Source organism: Peribacillus sp. TH27 (genome assembly GCF_016650915.1).
Taxonomy (GTDB): Bacteria; Bacillota; Bacilli; order Bacillales; family DSM-1321; genus Peribacillus; species Peribacillus butanolivorans.
Genome location: NZ_JAEKEV010000002.1, coordinates 3913714 through 3936452 on the forward strand (window position 1 = coordinate 3913714; position 22739 = coordinate 3936452).

Genomic DNA, 22739 nt, shown 5'->3' on the forward strand with positions numbered 1-22739 from the left:
ATCGGTGTTTGAGGGGATTGGAAATTCTAACAGCTCTTTGAATACATGGGAAATTGTCAGTTACATACAAATGTTTATGGCTCGCACAATATTCTAAAGTAAATATAACACCATAATCTAAGGAGCCAGACATGAAAAAAAGAGTTAGCTTATTAATAGGCGTGATAGTAGTCGGTATCATTGCCTCGATAGCATTAGTGTATCAAAATACAAAAAAAGAGGTTGCCAGTAAAAGGCCGTTTCCTCAACATACAGTCTATCAATCTGGAACAATAAAACCAGACAATGTGTCACAAGAGGAGATGGATGATGCAGTAGCTGATTTTTATAAAACCTGGGAAAAAAAATATCTTAAGCAGCCTGTTGATAAAAAAGATGAGTATTATATTTTTTACAATGATAAGGGGTATGCAGAGCCAAAAAACGCTGTTACCGTTTCCGAAGCGCATGGTTATGGGATGATGATAACCGCAATCATGGCGGGAAAGGATCATAAGGCCAAGCAAAACTTTGATGGTCTTTATAGATTTTACAAGGCGCATAGCAGCAAAAATAATCCATCTTTAATGGCTTGGCAACAGGTAAAGAATAAAAAGGGAGAAATTATTAATACGCCAGGGGATGTTGATTCAGCAACTGATGGTGATATGGACATCGCTTATGCGTTATTATTGGCTGATCAGCAGTGGGGAAGTAAAGGGGATATCGACTATCTTGCTAGAGCCAAAGACATTATTGAGGCCATCATGTTGAATGAAATAAATCAGTCTCAGTCTCTTATAAAACTAGGAGACTGGGCAGAGGATAAAGATCATGTTTACGGGCAATCAACTCGTTCATCAGACCTTCTTCTAAATCATTTGAAGATATTTGAGACCGCAACAGGGAATCATAAATGGAAAGATGTAACGGATAAGGCTTATGCGATTATTCATTCTATTTATACAACAAAAAGTGGCAATACCGGTCTTATGCCTGATTTCATTGTACAATCTAAGGGAGTTTATCAGCCGGCTCAAGCTGATTTTCTAGAGGGGCCAAATGACGGTAATTATAGCTGGAACAGCAGTAGAATCCCTTGGCGCTATACGATTGATTACTTACTAACCGGTGACACTAGAGCGTTGGGGCAAATACAAAGGATGAACAATTGGATTAAAGAGGAAACACATGGCAATCCAGAAAATATTCAATCTGGCTATACGCTAAATGGAAAAGCGGTTGAGGAAGGAAATAGTACAAGCTTTGTTGCTCCATTCATGGTGAGCGCCATGGTTGATTCCTCTAATCAGCTATGGATCAACAAATTATGGAGCAGAACGATTCAGGAACACGACGATGACGATGATGACTATTTTGCTAATACGATTAAATTACAGACAATGATTGTGGTTTCTGGTAACTGGTGGGCTCCAGAATCCAACACATAAAATGTACAAGAAGTTCGATATATACATTAACATTTTATATCCTCTTTCAACTAGGATGCTTGGGACATTAGTTTAAGAAGAAGCTTCAAAGAGGACCCTAAATTATGATCCGTTTTTCTTATTGGAAAATCCATTGTTTAAAATAACAGAAGCTATAAAAAGGAGTTTGACGATAAATGACAAAGGTTACACCATTCTTAATGTTCCAAGGAAATGCAGAAGAAGCCATGAATTATTACACATCTTTAATCGAAGATTCGGAAATAACCAGCATTACTCGGTATGGAGCAAATGAAGCAGGTGCTGAGGGAAGCGTCATGAAAGCTACCTTTACGTTAAAGGGTCAGGAGTTTATGTGCATCGACAGTAATATCAAGCATGAATTTACATTTACACCTTCTTTTTCATTGTTTATTACATGTGATACTGAAGAAGAAATTGACAGGATTTATGAGAGTTTAACAGATGGTGGAGGAGTACTAATGCCATTAGCTGATTATTCCTTTAGTAAGAAATTCGGCTGGGTAGCTGATAAGTTCGGTGTTTCTTGGCAACTTACTCTTCCAATATAAATAATGATTGATGTAGAAAAGGTCACTAAATTAGTGGCTTTTTTTCATGGAATCATCTGGTTTATAGGTTTTTCCATTCCTTAGCACTTTGTACATACTCCATGGACATTCGGAGAAGTATAAAATTCCGAAGCCTTAAGGGATGAAAAAAAATTTTACTAATAAAGAAGAATTCTCCCTTCTCAATACAACTAATAAGTCCTCGATATTAAGTTTGCCCATCGAACATTACTAGTGAACTCTCCCTTCTTACCTTCATTTTAAAAATTATTTACAGAATATTTAAACACTGGCATGCGGATTGCTAGATTAAAAGTAATATCACATAACTTTCGACGGCAGAAAGGAGGATTATGAAGTGTGAGCAAGAGAGAGTTGAAACTGCGATTCGACATAGAAAGACTTTCTCGTCCATGTTTTTACCATTATTACCGTTAACCAATATCATTAGATATTTGAAAAAAGCTATCACTACCTGTTCATTGATCAAAATAGCGAATTCATCTTGAGAATTTCCTCATTCATAAATAAAAGATTTGGACTGCAAAAAATTGTGAACACTGAGGTTAGTAAATATGAAGGTTCAATAAGCAGGCATTAGACAATCAACTTAAACCGAGCATTAGTTAGATAGGTCCAGGATAAACCGTTTGTACTGTGAAGGAATTAATTATATATTAATCCTTGAGTACATTAATTCATGGATTAAAGTATGATGATAAGAAAAGCTCGGAGGAGAAAATCATGAAAAATATTAGTGCAGAACAAGAATACCGTGAACAAATCAAACAAGAGGGACTAACAGTTGGGATTTTTACGACTACATGGTGTCCAGACTGCAAACGTTTAGACATGTTCATCGATGAAATCACTCAAGAACATCAAGATAAACAGTGGTTTACAATCGATCGTGATGAGTTCCCTGAGATTTCTGAAGAGCAAACGGTTATGGGAATTCCATCTTTATTAGTATTTAAAGATGGTGAAAAGATTGCTCATTTACACAGTGCAAACGCTAAAACTCCAGAGGCAGTGAATGAATTTTTAAATAACCTATAAAAACACTTTAGGTAAAGTGAACCCCGCATGATGCTGTCATGCGGGGTTCAACTTTTTTAGAAATTTTTTCTAGAAATAACTTGATTTTTATAGTGAAACGAGTTTTAATTATAGATACCGAATATCCATTATGGATATCAAACATCCACATACATACTTGAAGAGGTGAACTGATTTGCAATTAACAAAAGGGGTCGAGCAAGCTATATGCATCATTGTTATACTCTCTACCCAGGATAAAAATGTACCGCTTTCGTCTAATGAGATCAGCAGGAGATTAGAGGTGTCTCCTTCTTATTTGAAAAAAATCATTAGGAAATTGGTCGTTAAGCAGATAATCACTTCCGTCCCTGGTAATAATGGCGGCCTTTCTCTTGCCAAAAGTGTAGATAAGATTAAAAACCTTGAAATTATTGAAGCGATGGAAGGACCCATTTCGATGTTTCCGGATACGGGACTTATAGAAAAAGCGTTTAAAGATGGAGAGTATGCAGAGAAGGGGATGGACGTCCTTCGACGGATGTTTTCTCAGGCGGATGAACTTTTAATGGAGTTCTTTTCCAGACAAACAGTAGCAGATTTGCTTAAAGAGAGCTTTGGCACCACGGAAATACCGACTCTTAATTGGAATTCGGCGTCATTGAGTGAAGTACTGCGGAAAAAGAAAGGTGAAAAAGAGTGAACATGCTTAAACAAGAATGGAAGCTTTTCCTTACAAATCGAAAACTACTCGGTGTCGCAATCGTTTTACTGTTCGTCCCGATTATTTATGGAGGGTTATTCCTTAGTTCTGCTTGGAATCCATACGGAAATACAGGTAAATTGCCTGTTGCAGTCGTGAATAAGGACGTGAAGGCGGAGTATGAGGGTAAAACCTTAACTGTCGGTAATGAGCTAGTCGAGCAATTAAAGGACAATGATGATTTAGAATGGCATTTCGTAACGGAAAAAGCGGCGAAAAAAGGGTTTGATGATGGTACATATTATATGGTCGTCACCATTCCAGAGGACTTTTCGAAAAATGCTTCAACCGTCATGGATGATAAGCCCCAAAAAATGAATTTAACGTATGACGTGAATCCTGGTCGCAGTTTCGTTTCTGAAACGGTCGGAAAACAGGCAACCAATAATTTGAAAACGGAAATTGCTGAAAGTGTCACAAAAGAATATGCTGAAGCGATCTTCTCACAGCTGGATGAAATTGGAGATGGATTCGGCGATGCAGCAGACGGGGCATCAAAACTGGATGAGGGTGCTGAAAAACTGCATGATGGAAACAAAGAAGTGACAGAAAATCTGAATAAATTAGCTTCCAGTACATTAACTTTTAAAGATGGAGCGAATAAGCTTCAAATTGGCGTTGGCGAGTTTTTAGAAGGTGCCAATAAACTTGAAAGTGGAGCGTCGGAATTAAATAAAGGAATTTCACAATACACTTCCGGTGTCGGTCAGTTGCAAAAGGGTGCGGACGAACTCGCATCAGGCACAGGGGAATTAACTAATAATAGTGAAGCACTTATACAAGGTTCATCCCAACTTTCCACTGGACTGGCTAAAGTGGTTCCAGGAGCCCAAACTTTAAATACTGGATTGGCACAAGCGCAAACAGGCAGTGCGAATTTGAATGATGGGTTGAATCAATTATCACAAAATGCAAGCCAGCTGACGGACCAATCGACAGGAATCCCAAAAATGGCAGCAGGTCAGCAGAGTTTAAATGAGGGAATCAATAAACTGGCAGCAGGAAGCCAGGCGTTAAATGACGGCCTGAAAAAAATGGATGGCCAATTGCCTGGAGAAGAACAGCTGAGTCAGCTTAAGCAAGGACTGACAAGCATTCAAAGCGGTGTAAATCAATTGCAAGAAGCGGTTCCAGCAGGAAGCGGCACGTCCGGTACTGTATCTGGCATTACTGAAGATCTCCAGAATAGCCAAGCAGCTTTAACGGAACTTCAATCAACGATTGCGAATAATGGACAAAGAACAATCAATGCCGTTCAAAACACGGAAGCATTCAAAAGCATGACCAGTGAACAACAATCCGAATTAATCGGAGCCATACAAAATGAACTTCAAAACCAGGCGGAAGCACAAAAACAAATTGCATCGACTCTTGCTGCAAGTGTATCCGACTTATCAACGCAATTAACGGATAAAGTAATGCCAGTATTGAATGGATTAGGCCAGCTTCCAGAACAAGTGGCCAATTTAAATAATGCGGTGAATAAAGTCAATCCAAACGCCGTTTCAGCGTTAAACGGATATACGGCAATAAGGAACGCGCTGGAAGAACAATTGATTCCTGGTGCAACCCAATTAAATAGCGGCTTGAATGAAGCTGTTGAAGGCAGCAATCAATTAACGGCGGCAACACAAAGTTTAAATGAAAAGACACCAGAACTAGTGAAGGGGATCAACCAGTTAGCGCAAGGCGGTTCCTCGTTAAATAATGGCCTGTCAAAACTAACTGAGGGTTCTGGTCAGTTGGTTGATGGAGTTTCACAACTTCAAGCAGGGTCATCCTCCTTTGGGGATGGTCTTGAGAAGTATGCATTTGGTGTTAGCCAAGTTGGCGAAGGGGCAAACAAACTTGCTAATGGGGCCAATCAACTGAATGCCAACTCAGCAGCCTTGAACGAGGGCTCAGCAGCACTTGTTAATGGCACTGAACAATTGGCAAGCAATCTGCCTACTTTAAGCAATGGAGTCATCCAGCTTGCTGAAGGCGCAGGTAAGATCAATGAAGGTTCATCAGCACTTGCTGAAGGTTCCGGTAAATTGGGTGATGGAATCTCCTCACTAAAAGATGGAACGGTTGAACTTACGGAAAAATTAAGTGATGGTGCAGAAGAAATAAGTGAAAATAAAACAACCGATGATAATTACAGCATGATTGCTGAACCGACACAGGTTAAAGAACAAAAAAGCAGTGACGTTCCTAATTATGGTCATGCTCTGGCTCCTTATGTATTATCTCTTGGGTTATTTGTAGGAGCTATTGCCTTCAATATGGGATTCCCGACAGGGTTGCCTTCTACAAGACCTACATCAGGAGTGGCATGGTGGTTCAGTAAATTTACGGTCCTATTTATCCAAGCAACGCTTTCAGCATTAGTGTTGGATGCGATCATGATTTGGGGAATGGATTTACAGGTCGAAAATATGGGGCAATTCATTGGGGTTTCCATACTGACTTCACTTACCTTCATGTTCATCGTTACCTTCTTGACTGTAGGATTTGGAAATCCAGGTCGTTTATTGGCGATGATATTCCTTGTATTACAGCTAGGTGCAAGCGGAGGAATGTTCCCTGTGGAGCTGACCAATAACTTCTTCAGTTCGGTTCACCCGTTCATACCAATGACATACTCTGTCATGGGCTTCCGTCAAGCGATGAGTACGAGCCTTGGAGCGGGTGCATTGACAGCCAGTATAGTGTTCCTGACTGGATGCATAATTGTATTTAACCTACTCTTATTGCTAACAATGGTCATCAGGAAGCGCAAAGAACACAATGTTGAGCTGAATGCATAAATTTATAAAGAAAACCCCCGGTGCAATGCGCCGGGGGTTTTCTTCATTATGATGGTTCATCCGTGTCCTTTTCTTTTTCGATGACTTTCAATCCATTTTCCCCTGAATTTTCAATCACATGTTTAAGGATGGATAGTTTGTTATCCCAAAATTGATCATAAAAAGAAAGCCACTGTTTCAATTCCGCTAAAGGTTCTGGCTGAAGCCGAAAGCGTTTTTCTCTTCCGACCTTCCGGCCACTGACCAATTCAGCTTCAGAAAGGATATGAAGATGCTTGGCAATCGCTGTACGGCTCATGGAAAAGTGAGAAGTGATTTCTGAAATGGGCAAATCCCCTTCAGCAAGCAATTGCAGGACCTTTCTGCGGGTTGGGTCTGCAATTGCCTGAAATACATCATGCTTTTCTGCTGCAGACACTTAGCCCTCAACAGCCTTTTTAAGTTTTTGATTAACGATCTGTTCCCAGCCATGATCCATTCTATCGCGAATGATCGAGCTTTTTTCGTTCGGTTTCGGAAGAATCGTGTCTGGCTCTTTCCAACCGCCATGAATAAGGGTAAACTCCGTTTTGCCATCCAGTTCTTTTAAAATGAACGAAACGATCCAACCATCCGTATCCCAGGAGAACGAGAGCCGATGTGGAGCATCTATCTCTAATACTTTACAAGGAGATGGGCCAAAAGGTGATTGTACATGGAACTCCTGTCCCACTTTCGGCTGAAAATCATTTGGCATAAACCATGAAGCTATACCCTCGGCATTCGAAACTGTATCCCAAACTTTTTGGATGGGTGCTTCAAGAATAACCGTCTTCTTTACATCTTGTAGTGTATTCTGATTTGATTCCATAATAATTCTCCTTTTTTATCATAAATATAAAACCATTTGGTTTCGCTTTTGTTGATTATATAAAACCTTTTGGTTTCATGTCAATGATAACTTGTCTCCATGCATTTATTTTTATTCATGATTTTAGAGAAATACTGCGCTTAAAACAATCCAGCCCGTCTGCTTAATTACCCAATTCTTCAATTTGGTTTGCCAGACTTGTTATATTCTCGATGGATTTCATTATCTCTGAATTTTCTAGTGCCTCGGGGTCGAATTGACCATTTTCAATATTATTTAGGTATAAATCAATTCCATCTGACAGCTGTTGGTTAGAACTGACGATTTTTTCATGGATGCTTTCTGCTATTTGGGGTGGTTCAGTTGCATTAAATTCTTCAATCTCCGTTTTCATCAATTGTAGTTCTTTTTCAAGGTTTTCTCTTGCTTCGGTATCAGTGACGGCATCTTGGGACAATGCGGGCACTTCATTGGCAAATTCCTTAACTGTACTTACATACCCTGTCGCATTATCTGCATATTCCAATGATGAATTGACTTCTCCCAAAAGCGAGCACCCGCTTAATGTAAGGATGGACATAAAAGCAATGGTTATAATTTTTTTCATATGTTCCTCCAATGTGATTTTATAGTGATGATTAGATGGGTAAGAATCTTTTTTTATAAATCGCTGCTATGGAATTCAGTATAAAGCTAGGGATTTTCTTCGGGAAAAATGACTTCGAATAGAAGAGATGAAAAGCACTTTTCAAGTCGTGCCACTGATTGCAGGATTTCACTTGCTTAAACCTTGCAACATCAATGATCTTCACCTTCTTTTCAGAAGTGATAAAGATGTTTCTTAAATGGATATCTGAAGGATTTAATCCCTCTTTCCTTGCTAATTGTAATGCATGGTCAATCTCTTTTATGTTTTCTTCCGTTATCGGAATTCCTAATGTTAAACATTCAAAAAGAGTGTTGCCTTCGATGTGATCTATAACTAAATAATTCTCACCCGCGTCATAAAGAGTTGGATAGTATTCGATAGATTGAACAGTTTGGTATATCTCAGCTTCTACTTTAGCCGTGTGAGTATGGTTCGGAAAAAACACTTTCATTGCTTTATTGGTAGAATGTATTCTAAATACATAAGCACTTCGGCCTTTTCCAATAAGTGATAAAGAATGATCGGCATCTAGTAATGTATTATTTTTATCATGAGAAATCTTGACACTTTGAGCTAATTCACTATATTGCTGCATACTTTTCACCTCTATTAGTAGTATTATCGCTTCAAATTCTTTTCAATAAAAAAGACGGTATAACCGATTGTTGGTTATACCGTCTTTAAAAATTAAAAGACCTCACCAAATAATCGGCAAGGTCTTGCAAACAACTGAAAATTAGTTGCCAATAAAGCCGAGGATAAAATCCTGTATTGACGACTTTATTGTATAGCTACTCCCCTTAACAGAAGGATTCCTATAAGTATATATAAGTAATTATATAGTTTATTATGACAAAGCGTCAAACAAAAGGATTGGATGTCTTACTCTACATATATATTCCGGACTTTTTTTAAAAATGTGCTTTTATTTAGTCGAACGTTAATTATTATTTCAATTGGAGTTAGGCTGTTCTGAAGTGAGTAATAAATTCAAAACTAAATCTTCATATTTTTTCTAAATAACTCCTCTGGAAGAGGGGCTTTTTTTGCATTCATCATTAATTCTGCTCGGTTTTATTTGTCATCCAATAGCGTATTTTTTCCGTTTTAACTTTGGGACGTGGACTATATTACAATTATATCTATTTGATTACTTAAATGTCTGTTAGATTACTATTTTGTTAAAATCGATTCTATAGATCTGAAGACACTAGGAAATATGATATATTTTTAAACGAATAAGGATAAATACCTATAAAACAACTATGATTTTAACCGATATTTAAATAAATGGTAAAAATATAATTCTTTAGTAGGGAGAATGGAATGAAGAAATTAATTATACCGACTTTCTGTTTTGCAGTATTGTCTACAGTTGCTTTCGAAGAAAAAATATCTGCAGCTCCACTACCTGCAGAACAAATAAGTACTATAGAAACTAGTAACATGTATGTAAATGTAAGTTCAGGTTCGCTCAATATGCGGAAAAGTGCATCTGAAAACGCCGGCGTAGTAGCGAAGTTGATGAAAGGTACGCAGGTAACGGTGTATTCGGAATCTAACGGTTGGGCGAAGGTCAAAGCTGATGGAAAAGAAGGATATGTCAGTACCAAATATCTATCGACAACGAAGACTGTAACGGTAACCACAGCTACTACCGCAGTTAAAACGACGATGAAATATGTAAACGTAAGTTCCGGAACACTCAATATGCGAAAAAGTGGAACGGATAGTGCAAGCATAGTAGCGAAGCTGACAAGAGGTACGCAGGTAACGGTGTATTCGGAATCCAGAGGTTGGGCGAAGATCAAGGCCAATGGAAAAGAAGGATATGTCAGTACTAAATATCTATCGACAACGAAGCCAGGAACGGTAAATAAAGCTGAAGTACTTGTTAAAACGACGACGAAATATGTAAATGTAAGTTCTGGGACGCTCAATATGCGAAAAAGTGGGACGGAAACTGCCAGCATAGTCGCGAAGCTTTCGAAAGGCACGCAGGTAACGGTATATTCGGAATCCAAAGGTTGGGCGAAGATCAAAGCCAATGGAAAAGAAGGATATGTCAGTACTAAATATCTATCGACAACGAAGCCTGTAACGGGATCCACACCATCCGCCCCTGTTAAAACGACGACGAAATATGTAAATGTAAGTTCTGGGACGCTCAATATGCGAAAAAGTGGGACGGAAACTGCGAGCATAGTCGCGAAGCTTTCAAAAGGCACTCAGGTAACGGTGTATTCGGAATCTAAAGGTTGGGCGAAAATCAAAGCTAATGGAAAAGACGGGCATGTCAGTACCAAATATTTATCGACAACAAAGCCTGTAACGGGATCCACACCATCCACCCCTGAAAAAACGACGACGAAATATGTAAATGTAAGTTCAGGGACGCTCAATATGCGAAAAAGTGGAACGGAAACTGCTAGCATAGTAGCGAAGCTATCGAAAGGTACGCAGGTAACGGTGTTTTCGGAATCTAAAGGTTGGGCGAAAATCAAAGCTAATGGAAAAGAAGGACATGTCAGTACCAAATATTTATCGATAACGAAACCAGGAACGGAATCCACACCATCCACCCCTGAAAAAACGACGACGAAATATGTAAATGTAAGTTCAGGGACGCTCAATATGCGGAAAAGTGGGACGGAAAGTGCCAGCATAGTCGCGAAGCTATCGAGAGGCACGCAGGTAACGGTGTATTCAGAATCCAACGGTTGGGCAAAAATCAAGGCCGATGGAAAAGACGGGTATGTCAGCACCAAATATTTATCGACAACGAAGCCAGGAACGGAATCCACACCATCCACCCCTGAAAAAACGACGACGAAATATGTAAATGTAAGTTCAGGGACGCTCAATATGCGGAAAAGTGGGACGGAAAGTGCCAGCATAGTCGCGAAGCTATCGAGAGGCACGCAGGTAACGGTGTATTCAGAATCCAACGGTTGGGCAAAAATCAAGGCTGATGGAAAAGACGGGTATGTCAGTACCAAATATTTATCGACAACAAAGCCAGAAACGGAATCCACACCATCTATACCTGAAAAAACGACGACGAAATATGTAAATGTAAGTTCGGGGACGCTCAATATGCGGAATAAACCGTCAGAAGACGCTTCCATCATTGTGAAATTGGCAAAAGGTGTAGAGGTAGAAGTCATATCGGAATCGAATGGATGGTCAAAAATTAAAGCGTATGGTGGAGAAGGGTACGTTAGTACGCAATATCTATCAACAACGAAGCCTGGTTCTATCCCGGAAAGCCCGGATCCGGATCCAGACGATGAAGAAACCACGGTAGTTAAATATGTAAAAGTGGTTGATGGCTCTAATTTAAATATGCGCTCTTCAGCATCAACTTCAGCTTCGATTATAGCTAAACTTGTAAACAATACGGCAGTAACAGTTTATTCGGAGTCTAATGGGTGGTCAAGAATCACGGCGAATGGAAAGACAGGATATGTAAGTTCGCAATATTTATCAGCCAAAGCACCAGAAAGTCCAGGGAATTCGAATGGAACGATCATCAGGGTTGATAAAGAGTATAATCTTACGATGGACAAGATGGTTGAAATTCAAATGGCTGTAAATGGTCAAACGGATAAAAAGTATAAAACCTACATACGTGAGGATGGGTTAACTTTAATCAATTCAACAAAAGGCACGGTAAAAGGAACCAGTTGGCGTGTAAGGGGCGGAGCCGGATCTAATTATTGGGTAGTGGGGGCTGTCAGCAATAATCAATCATTGGATATTAAATCAAAAGTAAAGGGCTCTGACGGATACTATTGGTATGAAGTGAATTATAACAAGACATGGGTAAATGCTAGTCCAGAAGATATAAAATATAATATCAACCCTGATAATTTTGTGAATGATCCAGTCCATTCGTTCCAATTCGTTAAGCTCTCTCAATTGACCAACATGAATGTTTCTGAAGTGAATGATAGAATCCTTTCGGGTAAAGGTATCTTACAAGGCCATGCTGCAACCTTCACTTCGGCAGGAGAAAAATATGGGGTAAATGAGATTTATCTTATTTCACACGCTTTGTTGGAGACGGGGAACGGGACTTCACCGTTAGCGACAGGTGTCAAGGTGAATGGAAGAACGGTCTATAATATGTATGGAGTAGGAGCATATGATGGATCAGCGGTAAGCAGTGGTGCACAATATGCTTATAATGCAGGATGGTTCACTCCAGAAGCGGCAATCATTGGCGGTGCTGAATTCATCGCCAAAGGATATATCTCTGCTGGACAGGATACGCTATACAAAATGAGATGGAATCCCACAGCCTCAGAGAAATATGGATATGCTTCACACCAGTACGCAACTGATATTGGTTGGGCAACAAAACAAGTGAAACAGATTTATAATTTGTATAGTTTATTAGATTCATATAAATTGACGATTGAAATTCCTAAATATAAATAAAAAAGTAAAAACACATGAGAATATCTCATGTGTTTTTACTTTAAGCTATTATTCGCAGACTACTTTGTTCCTTATGAGAGGATATATCTATGAAACAGGCATCTTATCTTCGAAATTATCTCTATATCGATTTTTCTACAAAAATAAACATATATCACTAATAGATAAGCTGATCTTCCTTAGAATGTCCGTTTACCTAATTCTTCTTTTTCTATAATATCCTTTACAATATCTTCAATAGTTACTACGCCTAATGCCTTTTCTAAAGCTAGTTCTGCAATTGAAAAGATAGGTTCAATTGCATCTTGAATGTTTCTTCCAACGGGACATGCTGGATTTGGGTTATCGTGGATTCCAAATAACTCTTTATCTTGCACGACGTTAACAGCCTGATAAACATCGAGTAATGTAATATCGGATAATTCCTTAGCCAAAGTAGCTCCAGCGATACCTGGCCGAACATTTACCAAACCTGCATTTCTTAACATGCCAGTGATTTTTCTTATTAAAGCAGGATTGGTGTTAACACTTTTTGCGATAAATTCAGATGTATTAACTCCCTCTTTATTTATTTCTAAAAGAGATAATATATGGATTCCAACTGAAAAACGGGTACTGATAGACATCTTTTTCTCTCCTTTAAAATCTCTATACTTAAATAGTATAAATTATTTAACATGTAATACAAGTAGTTACAAGTTAAAAAAATTAGAGAGATAACCCAGTTTTTAGTTTGAAAAGTGTTAGAAAATGGAAGGTGTGTTAAGAGCCAAAATAAAAGTTACGTGTAATTGACAAAACACTCTCCTGAAACTTATATTATTACATGTAAATGAATTAGTTACAGGGCGGAAAAGTAGAAGGGGGGAAATTGGCATTTTAGGTGCTAATTTTGGTAGTACCGCATTAGATGAAATAGAAAAACCTTAGTATATCCATGAAAGAATTTTTTGTTTCGGAAGCTGATTATTTCGTGACATGTAGTAAGTATCAATAAATGTAGAAGCAAAAGGAGTTTGAAAACCGAACCTCCACGAAGTGTTTCTGCCCAAATACATAAGTATGGAGGTATAAGATGACTAAAAACAATAAAAACAATAAAAACAAAAAAAATAATAAACAACAACAATCGTCTACATTCACATTTTGGATCATAGGGTTAATTGCTGTTATTATTATCGGCTTTATATTTTTAGCAAATGGAAAAGAAAAAGATGTAGCCTTTGAAATTGATTATAAAGGACAACCCTATTTAGGAGATAAAAAGGCTCCTGTTCAAATTGTTGAATTTGGTGATTATAAATGTCCAATCTGTAAATCATTTGAGGAGAATTTCTTTCCCTCTATTCAAAGTGAATTGATTGACACCGGAAAAGCACAATTTTACTTCATGAATTATTCGTTTATTAACGTAGATTCAATACGATCCGCTAAATTCGCGGAGACTGTTTATAAGGAATTAGGAAATGATACCTTCTGGGAATTTCATGAGCTGTTATACAGTAAACAGCCAGATGATCAGAAATATGAAAAAGAAGATGTGTTTACGGACAAGTTTTTAGAAGAAACCTTGAAAGAAATCGTAAATGATAGTGATGTCAAAAAGGTTGTTACATCTTTTAAAGCAGATTCTTCCGAGGATTCATGGAACAAAGATATGGAGACTGCGGCCGAATTAGGAGTATCTGGAACACCTTCCTTATTTGTTAATGGTAAGAAGTTTGAAGGAAATACACTTGAGGATTTAGTGAAAATGGTAGATGAAGCTGCGAAGGAGAAATAATTCATGAATAAGCCACTGTTATTTTCCTGGATAATATCTATCATTGCGACATCTGGAAGTCTTTATTTTAGTGAGGTTCTTCATTATGTACCATGTACGTTTTGTTGGTATCAAAGAATCCTGATGTATCCATTGGTTTTTTTATTAGGCCGTGCTTTTTATGACCAGGAACTAAAAATTTATCGTTATATTCTCCCTTTGTCGATTTTAGGTATGTTGGTTTCAGGATATCACTATAGCTTGCAAAAAATCCCTGCTCTTCAACAGTTCGAAATGTGTCAAAGTGGTGTTCCTTGTTCAGGAGAATATATTAACTGGCTTGGATTTATCACCATTCCGTTGTTAGCTTTTACTGCTTTTTCATTTATTACTGTATGTATGGGAATACTTATGAGTAAGAACAATAATGATTGAGTAAGTAATCTTTAAATTAATACACCCTTTGATAAAGGCATCTTTCGTTGTGGAAATGGTTTCATTTTACCTCTACAATGAATGGTGCCTTTATTTAATTTGCACCATTTCGTAAAGTTGATGTACTTCCCCAAAATCCTCTATATACATTACTGATTATTAAATTTTTCTTTTTCTAAAATATCTTTTACAACATCTTCAATAGTTACTACTCCTAATGCCTTTTCTAGGGCTAATTCTGCAACGGAAAAAATGGGTCCAATTGTATCTTGTATGTTTCTTCCAACGGTACATGCTGGATTTGGCTGTTCATGAATCCCAAATAATTCTTTATCCTGCACGACGTTAACAGCCTGATAAACATCGAGTAATGTAATATCGGATAATTCCCTAGCCAAAGTAGCTCCAGCAATACCTGGCCGAACATTTACCAAACCTGCATTTCTTAGCATGCCAGTGATTTTTCTTATTAAAGCAGGATTGGTGTTAACACTTTTTGCGATAAATTCAGATGTATTAACTCCCTCTTTATTTACTTCTAAAAGAGATAGTATATGGATTCCTACTGAAAAGCGGGTACTGATAGACATTTTTTTCTCTCCTTTAAAATCTCTATATTTAAGTATAAATTACTTAACATGTAATTCGAGTAGTTACAAGTTAGTATTGCTCACAAAAGTTATTAGTAAACTAAAGTTTGGATAAAATAAATTGACAAAACGTCATCCTGTAACTTATATTATTACATGTAAACAAATTAGTTACAACCTAAATATAAAGACGACTATAGGAGGAGTTTTAAAATGAAAATAGCTATTATTGGTGCAAGTGGAAAAGCTGGAAGTCTGATTTATAAAGAAGCTATAGCTAGAGGCCACGAGGTTACGGCTATTGTCAGAGATGCAGCGAAAGTACAAAATCAAGGAGCTGAAGTTTTAGAAAAAGACGTATTTGCTTTGAAGGCAGATGATGTTAAAGAATTTGATGTGGTCGTAAATGCGTTTGGGGCTGCTCCAGGGCATGAACATCTACATGTTGAAGCTGGTAAAGTCTTAATTGAAGCTATGAAAGATGCACCTAATACTAAATTGCTTGTTGTTGGTGGTGCAGGAAGTCTGTTTGTCGACGAAGCGAAAACAACTCGCGTACTAGATACACCGGATTTTCCTAAAGAATACTTTGCAACAGCATCTAATCAATCTAAAAACCTTGAGGATTTACAAAATGCTAGTGGAATTCAATGGACGTTTATCAGTCCTTCTGCATTCTTTGATCCACAAGGCAAAAGAACAGGTGGGTATAAATTAGGGAAAGATAACATCCTTGTAAACTCAAAAGGTGAAAGTTATATAAGTTATGCTGACTTTGCTATTGCAGTATTAGATGAAATTGAAAGCCCTCAGCACATAAATGAACGCTTTACTGTTGTTTCGGAAGCTGAATAATTCGTAACGATTTATGAGTGTAAACTTAAACTTTATAATGTTTAAATAGAAAAAATTAATGGCTTAATTAAAATATAGTCAAAAAACGGAGGGATTTTCAGTCTCTCCGTTTTTGTATTTGGTTTAGAGACAAAAAACTGAACGGAATATGTGATGTTTTCTCTTGTCAAAGAGGTAAGAGAGGGAGTGCAGTTCCAACTTTGTCGAAGAAGTAGTTTCATTAGGGGTTTGAACCAAGTGATATAGTTGGAAATAATGTTAGACAGGCAGTCACCCTCAATTAAAAGGTTTCTCTTAAGTATGGGTCTTTAAGTACCTAAGTAATTGGGATGTGTTAATTAGCTTTAAATTACAATTATGTATCCAACTACAATTTAAATGGATTTTTTAGGATAAATTGTTTACAAAAACCAAGTCTATGTTACTATAAATATTAGATGGAAAAATTAGTAGTTTTTTAAAAGGTCATATGAAGGAGCTTCAAATCAATGAAAAAAATCCAAAAGGCAATTATACCTGCAGCGGGATTGGGAACAAGGTTTTTACCTGCTACAAAGGCAATGCCAAAAGAAATGCTACCAATAGTGGATAAACCAACTATTCAATATATTATAGAAGAAGCTGTGAAATCAGGCATTGAAGATATTATTATTGTCACAGGAAAGAATAAACGTGCGATAGAAGATCACTTCGATAATGCCTATGAGCTAGAGAATAATTTGAGGGATCATGGAAAATTTGATTTATTGGAGAAAGTACAATATCCATCTAATTTAGCCAATATCCATTACATTAGGCAGAAAGAGCCGAGAGGCCTTGGACATGCTATCTGGTGTGCCCGTAATTTTATTGGCGAAGAACCATTTGCCGTACTTTTAGGTGATGATATCGTTCAAAGCGAGGTACCTTCATTGCGTCAATTAATAAATGAATATGATGCGACAGGTTCGTCTATTATTGGCGTACAATCCGTTAATGAAAGCGAAACGCATAGGTATGGTATCATTGACCCGCTTACTCAAGATGGTAGAAGGTACGAAGTTAATAACTTTGTTGAAAAACCAGAACAAGGAACAGCTCCATCTAATTTAGCCATTATGGGGAGATATATTTTAACCCCAGAAATATTTCACTTTTTAGCTAAGCATGAAACTGGTGCTGGAGGTGAAATTCAGTTAACTGATGCCATTCAAAAACTAAACGAAATTCAATCAGTATTTGCCTATGATTTTGAAGGGAAAAGACATGATGTCGGAGTTGTAGATGGCTTTGTAAAAACTACCATTGAATTTGCCCTACAACGTCCTGAATTGAGAGACGACATTTTAAGAGAATTGGAAAGTATACTCAAAAAGCATAAGGCAGTAAGCAAATAGATTATTTACTTTCACTCTCTAGATAATATTGGATGAATACCTTTTCAGCCATTTATGTAAGTTATCAAAGATATTGGTTGTTTATCGCTGTCATTTCAACGGATTAATTTAATAAATTATCCGTTGATTGCTTCCCATAAACATGACGGATGTTTCAATTATCTTTCTGGATAAAACCGTTTGAAGAAAATTATGGTGAAAAATGTGAGAGCTTATAGCTATGGGACACTTCAATTTCTCATTTTAGGCCTTGTGAAATAATTTACTTGCCAAGGATAAAGGAAGTATCTTTCTACACAACAAAGAGTATTGAAAGTCATAAACGAAGAAGCAGTAAGTAAGGGGTTCGTTTATTTGCTACTAATTATCATATTGTTTCGTTTTAATTTAATATCAAAAAATCTCCAACTATTGATCATTCATAGTTGTTATTTTTGTTAATGAAAGGTAATTGTAATTTTGAATGGTGAATATTAATTCATAAAAGGGGATGCCTATTTGGTGAATAAGAAGGTAATAAAAAGAAAAGTTAGTTTCCTTAAACAGCCGATTGCTAATTTCTTATTAAAGGAAAAACATCAACGTGTAAATAGATATGCAAAGTATTATGAGAAATTAAACGTGCAAAAAAACACAATTCTATATGAGAGTCGTGATGGAAACAGTATAACTGACAGTCCCTACGCGATGTTTAAATATATGATAGAAAATCAAGACTTTAAAGATTTTATGCATATATGGTCTATTCAAAATTTTAGTGCTCTTTCAGGTGTCATATCGAAGTATAAAGATATGCCTAATGTTAAATTTGTGCAACGTAATTCAAAGGATTATTTAAAGTATTTAGCAACAAGTGAGTATTTAATCAATAACTCAACATTCCAATCTTTCTTCATACCTAAAATCGACCAAATTTACATTAATACATGGCATGGGACACCACTTAAGAGTATGGGCTTTGACATACCAGGCAACCCCTCGGTCTCTCAAAACGTTGTAAGGAACTTTTTAAGTGCAGATTATATTTTGAGCCCTAATGCCCATACTACAGACATATTTACACGAAGCTATAAGTTAAACGGATTGTATAAAGGGAAAATTGTAGAAGAAGGATATCCTAGGATCGATTTAACTCTTAATACGAATCCGAAGGAGTTTAAGGACTATCTAAGAACTCTAGGTTTGAAAATCAACGATGGCAAAGAGAATATTTTATACGCTCCAACTTGGAAGGGAACAAATCTTGCCAAAGTGGATAATGATATTCTTCAAATCATTGCAGATATAAATTATTTAGAAAGTCAAATCGGTGAACAATATAATTTATTGATTAAGGTGCACCCTTTTCTATATAAAGAAGCTAATAAGCATACAGAAATTAAAAATAGGTTAATCCCTGATTATGTGGATACAAATGAATTGCTTGCTACTGTTGATTTGCTTATTACTGATTATTCTAGTATCTTCTTTGATTTCCTTGTTACTAATAAGCCAATTCTATTTTACACTTGGGATACGGATGTTTATACAGAGGAAAGAGGGCAATATCTTCAAAACGATGAACTTCCAGGCCCAATGCTTTTTAACTCAAAAGAATTAGCTCATGCAATTAAAGATATTAAAAATGTAAAACTGTTTTATTCTGATAAATATAAAAACATGCAGCAAAAGTTCACAAACTACGAGGATGGGAATGTAACAGAGAGAATTGTCCTTAATCTATTTAATAAGTCTACGAAAGAACTAAACACAATTACTGGTCTAGATTCCTCAAAGGAAAAAATATTGATTTATCCTGGCGGATTGAGGGATAACGGAATTACATCCTCTTTTCTTAACTTAATGAATAACATTGATTATGACAAATATGATGTAAGCTGTTTTACTGCTACTCCTCACTCGTATGAGGTCTTAAAAAATATGGACAAGGTAAATAAGAATGTGCGTTTTCTTTTTAAACCTGGATTGCCTGTGTATAAATTTTTGGATGTGTATAAGGATAAATTCATCCATAACAGAGGGGAAACAGGCTTCTTAGGGAAAAAGTTTTACCCGGAAAGTGCCTATATTAGAGAACATGCACGTTTATTCGGTAAAACTAAATTTGATTTTGTTATTGATTTTAGTGGGTATAGCCATTATTGGGCTAAATTCCTCCTAGCTGCAGACACAAAAAAGAAAGTTTGTTATATGCATAATGATTTGCTATCTGATAGTGAGCGAGTGATTAATGGAAGGAGGCCTCATCGGATAAATCTAAGGGGACTTTTTTCCGTATATAATCGATTTGATAAACTTGTAAGTGTTTCTAAGGGAACAATGGAATTAAACCGAAAGAATCTAATGCAGTATGCAGACTATGATAAATTCGACTATGTAATGAATTCTATCAACCCGGATAAAATCCTTCAAATAGATTCAGAGAAATCTGAATTCGTAGAAAATAACGAAAGTTCATTGACTACTACAGAGAATTTCAAAGCAAGAGCGATATTAAGGGATGTTAGAAATAATCATGCTTGGAATACCCTTCCCGGGAATGTGGATGCCATTCAATTCCCTCTAGAAGAACGATTTGAAAATGCTGAAATTATGATTTCTAGAAAAGCCAATGTTAATCATAATACATTTTACAAATTCAGCTTCAACAATCAAATAATCGGCTGGATTAACGAAGAGGCTGTAGAGTTCTTGCCAGACAGTATTATTTACGAAAAGGAACTTGATAAAATCGCAAGGCTAGTAAGACCAAGAGGAAACTTCATTTGGTCGATGCCATATAAGATTGAAGGTTCATACAAAGTTTCTGGCAGTCAAGATTTTAAAGGCATAATCGTGAAGGTCGATAAGGAAGTAAAAACCCAACATTCGATTTATAGTAGAATATCCGTAAATCGTACGGTAATCGGCTGGGTGGATAATTCAGCTTTATCCATGCTTGAACAGTGTACAATCAATGAAAACACGAGCTTTAAGGACAAGCTGCAAATCATTTTTAAAAGAAAGTATATGATATCCAGAAACTATAAAAGTAATAAAAAATTCATTGATAAGATTGATAATAGAACGTTGAAGGAAGTAAACACCAGTGAACAGAAGTATGGAAAAATAACTAAACCGGAAGACCATACAATTTGGTCAAAGGCTTATCCGAATTACAAGGCTAAAAGAGTAACTAAGGCAATCGATTTTGAAGGGCAAACCGTCAAAATCATAAAATACAACAGAACCAGAAAAGGCGGCTATTACCTTTTCGTAATAGACAATAAGAAAATTGGCTGGCTAAATACGGGGGCCTTTGAAATGATAGACGAGCCAATAGTGTTAAAAGAACGGGAAGTGCGCGGCACTGCAGAAATCCAGTTAGGAAATTATAATATTTGGGATAAACCGTATGGGTTACAAGATGCCATGATCGTGGAAGATGGGCCAACCTTTAATGGGTGGATTGTTGAATTCGATAAAGAAGCAGTTACTCAACTTGGTACGTATACTCATATATTAAAGGACGGGATATCCCTAGGTTGGTTGGATAAACAGGCGTTAATCGTACAAGAAGTGCATGGGTTGGAAGTAAATAATCAATTCGTCCCATATCCTAATAAAAATGATTTTAATTTTGTCAATATGGGAAGATTATCTCCTGAAAAAGGTCAAGATAATTTGATTCGTGCATTCGCAAGCTTCCATGAGAAACACAAAAATAGCAAGCTGTATATCTTAGGCCAAGGTCCTTTAAAGGAAGATTTACAAGCCATCATTGAAGAGCTGGATTTAAATCATTCCATACATCTTTTGGGTCAGCTTGAAAATCCATTTTCGTTTATGGAGAAATGTGATTGCTTTGTACTGTCATCACATTATGAAGGGCAGCCTATGGTTTTATTAGAGGCAATGACGTTAGGAATGAAAATCATGGCTACTGATATTGTTGCGAACCGGACCGTTTTGGAAAACGGTAAATATGGTTTACTTGTTGAAAATAGCATAAATGGGCTTGAAAAAGGGTTATCTACGATGGCTAGTAATGCTAACACTAAACTAGAAAAATTTGATTACCATCAATATAATGCATTAGCCATGGAAACCTTCAAGAAATGCCTATAAATAATTGGAGGCTCATTTCGCTAATTTAGTAAGAAAAAAGCCTCTCCCAGTGTAAGGGCAAGTGAAGGTAGTTTCGAAAGGAGAAATATAATTTGATTTTGGTCGTTGGCGGTGCAGGTTATATTGGAAGTCATCTTGTAAAAGAGTTAGTAAATACAGAAGAGGTGGTTATTCTAGATAATCTCTCTACCGGTTTTTGTTCGCTGGTTGATTCGAAGGCCATCTTGATAGAAGGGGATTTAGGGGATGAAGCGGTTTTAAATGATATATTTCTTAAATATCCAATTAAGGCTGTTATGCATTTTGCTGCTAATAGTTTAGTTGGTGAGTCTGTTCAAGACCCTTATAAATACTATGAAAATAATGTTGCTTCAACTATTACTTTATTAAATACTATGCTCAAGCATGATGTTAAGAACTTCATTTTTTCATCTACGGCAGCTACTTACGGGATACCAAATGTAGATATAATTGATGAAGAACAGCCAACTAATCCGATTAATCCATATGGTCGCTCGAAATTGATGGTAGAGCAAATCTTAGGTGACTTTGCACATGCATATGGACTTCATTATGTTGTTTTGCGATACTTTAATGCGGCTGGAGCATATGAGTCGGCAGAAATCGGAGAAAGCCATGACCCAGAAACACACTTGATTCCTATTATTTTACAGCATTTATTAGGTCAACGGGAGAAGATTTCCGTGTTTGGTACAGACTATGACACACAAGATGGTACTTGTATTCGTGATTATATTCATGTAACGGATTTAGCTAAAGCACATATATTAGCTCTTCAAGCCCTATTGTCTGGGAAGAAGAATACGGCAATCTACAACCTTGGGAATGGAAAAGGATTTTCGGTTAAAGATGTAATAGACACATGTGAAAAAGTCACCGGGGTAAAACCGAATATAGAATATGCAGATCGTCGGCAGGGAGATCCAGCTCGACTGGTTGCTTCAGCCAATAAGATATATGAAGATCTTGGGTGGAAAGCAGCAATAGATTTAGACGAGATTATTGAAAGTGCATGGAAATGGCATAAATCTCAAATGAATTAAGAGAATACACACC

At 36.9% G+C, this 22739-nt stretch carries 18 protein-coding genes; 12 read left to right on the forward strand and 6 right to left on the reverse strand.

Annotation, left to right across the window (positions count from 1 at the left end; genetic code table 11):
* The first annotated feature begins 131 nt into the window (after positions 1-131).
* The 5 genes from JFU24_RS20280 to JFU24_RS20300 all read left to right on the forward strand — a co-directional run bounded on the left by JFU24_RS20280 (position 132) and on the right by JFU24_RS20300 (position 6595).
* Positions 132-1430 carry a glycosyl hydrolase family 8 gene (locus tag JFU24_RS20280; protein WP_201250350.1) on the forward strand — a complete coding sequence of 433 codons (1299 nt, stop codon included), beginning with the start codon at positions 132-134 and terminating at the stop codon, positions 1428-1430.
* A gap of 176 nt (positions 1431-1606) precedes the next feature.
* The gene (locus tag JFU24_RS20285) at positions 1607-2002 is read left to right on the forward strand and encodes a VOC family protein (protein ID WP_201186870.1); all 396 of its coding nucleotides are present in this window, start codon (positions 1607-1609) and stop codon (positions 2000-2002) included.
* 696 nt (positions 2003-2698) lie between these two features.
* The gene (locus tag JFU24_RS20290) at positions 2699-3061 is read left to right on the forward strand and encodes a thioredoxin family protein (protein ID WP_342214753.1); all 363 of its coding nucleotides are present in this window, start codon (positions 2699-2701) and stop codon (positions 3059-3061) included.
* A gap of 175 nt (positions 3062-3236) precedes the next feature.
* Positions 3237-3743, forward strand: a complete 507-nt coding sequence (locus JFU24_RS20295) for an RrF2 family transcriptional regulator (RefSeq protein ID WP_201222908.1) — start codon at positions 3237-3239, stop codon at positions 3741-3743.
* Positions 3744-3745: 2 nt separating this feature from the next.
* Positions 3746-6595, forward strand: coding sequence for a YhgE/Pip domain-containing protein (locus JFU24_RS20300; RefSeq protein WP_207203258.1), 2850 nt, complete (start codon positions 3746-3748; stop codon positions 6593-6595).
* 46 nt (positions 6596-6641) lie between these two features.
* Here the strand turns inward: JFU24_RS20300 and JFU24_RS20305 are convergent, their stop codons facing one another.
* The 4 genes from JFU24_RS20305 to JFU24_RS20320 all read right to left on the reverse strand — a co-directional run bounded on the left by JFU24_RS20305 (position 6642) and on the right by JFU24_RS20320 (position 8689).
* Positions 6642-7013, reverse strand: a complete 372-nt coding sequence (locus JFU24_RS20305) for an ArsR/SmtB family transcription factor (protein ID WP_053347811.1) — start codon at positions 7011-7013, stop codon at positions 6642-6644.
* On the reverse strand, positions 7014-7445 hold the full coding sequence (locus JFU24_RS20310) for an SRPBCC family protein (RefSeq protein ID WP_201186859.1): 432 nt from the start codon (positions 7443-7445) through the stop codon (positions 7014-7016).
* 163 nt (positions 7446-7608) lie between these two features.
* The gene (locus JFU24_RS20315; RefSeq protein WP_201186857.1) at positions 7609-8052 is read right to left on the reverse strand and encodes a DUF6376 family protein; all 444 of its coding nucleotides are present in this window, start codon (positions 8050-8052) and stop codon (positions 7609-7611) included.
* Between the two features lie 31 nt (positions 8053-8083).
* Entirely contained in the window at positions 8084-8689 is a 606-nt protein-coding gene (locus JFU24_RS20320; RefSeq protein WP_056520214.1) for a protein kinase family protein, read from the reverse strand.
* Positions 8690-9420: 731 nt separating this feature from the next.
* On the opposite strand from JFU24_RS20320, the gene JFU24_RS20340 reads away from it, so the two are divergent.
* A complete protein-coding gene (locus tag JFU24_RS20340) occupies positions 9421-12537 on the forward strand; it encodes an SH3 domain-containing protein (protein WP_242485372.1) in 3117 nt (1038 codons plus the stop codon).
* Between the two features lie 179 nt (positions 12538-12716).
* Here the strand turns inward: JFU24_RS20340 and JFU24_RS20345 are convergent, their stop codons facing one another.
* Complete coding sequence (locus JFU24_RS20345) at positions 12717-13163, reverse strand: Rrf2 family transcriptional regulator (RefSeq protein ID WP_201186855.1); 447 nt, start codon at positions 13161-13163, stop codon at positions 12717-12719.
* A 449-nt stretch (positions 13164-13612) separates the two neighbouring features.
* Here JFU24_RS20345 and JFU24_RS20350 point away from each other — a divergent pair, with 449 nt between their 5' ends.
* Positions 13613-14320 carry a DsbA family protein gene (locus JFU24_RS20350; RefSeq protein WP_201222914.1) on the forward strand — a complete coding sequence of 236 codons (708 nt, stop codon included), beginning with the start codon at positions 13613-13615 and terminating at the stop codon, positions 14318-14320.
* Positions 14321-14323: 3 nt separating this feature from the next.
* On the forward strand, positions 14324-14734 hold the full coding sequence (locus tag JFU24_RS20355; RefSeq protein WP_053347803.1) for a disulfide oxidoreductase: 411 nt from the start codon (positions 14324-14326) through the stop codon (positions 14732-14734).
* 149 nt (positions 14735-14883) lie between these two features.
* Here the strand turns inward: JFU24_RS20355 and JFU24_RS20360 are convergent, their stop codons facing one another.
* Positions 14884-15324 (reverse strand): Rrf2 family transcriptional regulator, encoded by a 441-nt coding sequence (locus tag JFU24_RS20360; RefSeq protein ID WP_201186850.1) that lies wholly within the window; start codon positions 15322-15324, stop codon positions 14884-14886.
* Between the two features lie 213 nt (positions 15325-15537).
* Here JFU24_RS20360 and JFU24_RS20365 point away from each other — a divergent pair, with 213 nt between their 5' ends.
* The 4 genes from JFU24_RS20365 to galE all read left to right on the forward strand — a co-directional run bounded on the left by JFU24_RS20365 (position 15538) and on the right by galE (position 22726).
* Positions 15538-16179 carry an NAD(P)-dependent oxidoreductase gene (locus JFU24_RS20365; protein WP_201186848.1) on the forward strand — a complete coding sequence of 214 codons (642 nt, stop codon included), beginning with the start codon at positions 15538-15540 and terminating at the stop codon, positions 16177-16179.
* Between the two features lie 488 nt (positions 16180-16667).
* Positions 16668-17555: a UTP--glucose-1-phosphate uridylyltransferase GalU gene (gene galU / locus JFU24_RS20370; protein ID WP_201250352.1), complete on the forward strand. Its 888-nt coding sequence runs from the start codon at positions 16668-16670 to the stop codon at positions 17553-17555.
* Between the two features lie 501 nt (positions 17556-18056).
* Positions 18057-21662 carry a CDP-glycerol glycerophosphotransferase family protein gene (locus JFU24_RS20375; protein ID WP_201250945.1) on the forward strand — a complete coding sequence of 1202 codons (3606 nt, stop codon included), beginning with the start codon at positions 18057-18059 and terminating at the stop codon, positions 21660-21662.
* A 92-nt stretch (positions 21663-21754) separates the two neighbouring features.
* On the forward strand, positions 21755-22726 hold the full coding sequence (galE, locus tag JFU24_RS20380) for a UDP-glucose 4-epimerase GalE (protein ID WP_201250353.1): 972 nt from the start codon (positions 21755-21757) through the stop codon (positions 22724-22726).
* The last annotated feature ends 13 nt before the right edge of the window (positions 22727-22739 follow it).

Bases quoted from the DNA above. Each gene is read 5' to 3' on its own strand.
- JFU24_RS20280 (WP_201250350.1), top strand. From the start codon at position 132: ATGAAAAAAAGAGTTAGCTTATTAATAGGCGTGATAGTAGTCGGTATC.
- JFU24_RS20285 (WP_201186870.1), top strand. From the start codon at position 1,607: ATGACAAAGGTTACACCATTCTTAATGTTCCAAGGAAATGCAGAAGAA.
- JFU24_RS20300 (WP_207203258.1), top strand. From the start codon at position 3,746: ATGCTTAAACAAGAATGGAAGCTTTTCCTTACAAATCGAAAACTACTC.
- JFU24_RS20310 (WP_201186859.1), bottom strand. From the start codon at position 7,445: ATGGAATCAAATCAGAATACACTACAAGATGTAAAGAAGACGGTTATT.
- JFU24_RS20315 (WP_201186857.1), bottom strand. From the start codon at position 8,052: ATGAAAAAAATTATAACCATTGCTTTTATGTCCATCCTTACATTAAGC.
- JFU24_RS20320 (WP_056520214.1), bottom strand. From the start codon at position 8,689: ATGCAGCAATATAGTGAATTAGCTCAAAGTGTCAAGATTTCTCATGAT.
- JFU24_RS20340 (WP_242485372.1), top strand. From the start codon at position 9,421: ATGAAGAAATTAATTATACCGACTTTCTGTTTTGCAGTATTGTCTACA.
- JFU24_RS20345 (WP_201186855.1), bottom strand. From the start codon at position 13,163: ATGTCTATCAGTACCCGTTTTTCAGTTGGAATCCATATATTATCTCTT.
- JFU24_RS20350 (WP_201222914.1), top strand. From the start codon at position 13,613: ATGACTAAAAACAATAAAAACAATAAAAACAAAAAAAATAATAAACAA.
- JFU24_RS20355 (WP_053347803.1), top strand. From the start codon at position 14,324: ATGAATAAGCCACTGTTATTTTCCTGGATAATATCTATCATTGCGACA.
- JFU24_RS20360 (WP_201186850.1), bottom strand. From the start codon at position 15,324: ATGTCTATCAGTACCCGCTTTTCAGTAGGAATCCATATACTATCTCTT.
- JFU24_RS20365 (WP_201186848.1), top strand. From the start codon at position 15,538: ATGAAAATAGCTATTATTGGTGCAAGTGGAAAAGCTGGAAGTCTGATT.
- galU (WP_201250352.1), top strand. From the start codon at position 16,668: ATGAAAAAAATCCAAAAGGCAATTATACCTGCAGCGGGATTGGGAACA.